Origin of the sequence: Amycolatopsis nivea (assembly GCF_004522235.1) — a bacterium.
Classification (GTDB): domain Bacteria; phylum Actinomycetota; class Actinomycetes; order Mycobacteriales; family Pseudonocardiaceae; genus Amycolatopsis; species Amycolatopsis nivea.
The window spans coordinates 1-775 of sequence record NZ_SDLT01000112.1 but is presented as its reverse complement, the minus strand read 5'-3'; the positions used below and the strand labels follow the sequence as shown (position 1 = coordinate 775).

Sequence of the window (775 nt, the reverse complement as noted above, 5' to 3'; positions counted from 1 at the left end):
CTCCTTGAGGGAATCTGACCTGGATCCACCGGTGTTTGTGGTGGTGTAGGCCGTGTCTGGACGCGCAGATGCCCTCTGGCTTGGGATGATTGTTCTTGCGAAGGAAAAATCGATCCGAGCGAGAGGGCATCTGCTGGATGCGATCATTGCATACTGCCGGGGCGGTGTCGGCGAGGTTCGACGATCCGAATCTGGTGTCGCACGCGGGGCTGGTGCCGGTGATGCGGCTGGCCGAGCGCGCCGGGCTGGGCGAGCTGGCCGACGAGCTGCTCACCCTCGGGACCACCGCGGGGTCCAACAGCGGTGCGAAGGTGTCGACGATCGTCGCCGGGATGGCGGCCGGGGCGGACTCGATCGACGATCTCGACGTGGTCCGGCACGGCGGCATGGCGAGGTTGTTCGCCGGGGCCAGGGCGCCCTCGACGGTGGGCACGTTCCTGCGCGATGTCGGCATCGGCCATGTCGCGCAGCTGGAGAACGTCTCCCTCTCGGTCCTGAAGAACCTGATCGCACGGGCCCCGCTGCTGCCCGGGATCGGCGGGCTGGCGTTTCTCGACGTCGACTCCAAGATCACCGCGGTGTCCGGTCGCCGCAAGGAAGGCGCCGCGGCCGGCTACACCAAGGTCCGGGGGCTGAATTTCCTCGCCGGGTGCCTGTCCTCGCCGATCAGCGCACCGGTGGTCACCGGGACCCGGCTGCGCGGCGGGCAGGCCCACTCCGCCCGCGCGGCGGTGTCGTTCGTGCGCGCCAACCTCGCCGCCGCCCGCGCCTGCGG

1 protein-coding gene is annotated in these 775 nt (G+C 69.7%); it reads left to right on the top strand.

The window, feature by feature from the left end; all coding sequences use genetic code 11:
* Positions 1-137 precede the first annotated feature (137 nt).
* Positions 138-775, top strand: a 638-nt coding sequence (locus EIZ44_RS44450) for a transposase family protein (RefSeq protein ID WP_500676320.1), incomplete at its 3' end; no start/stop codon positions are given.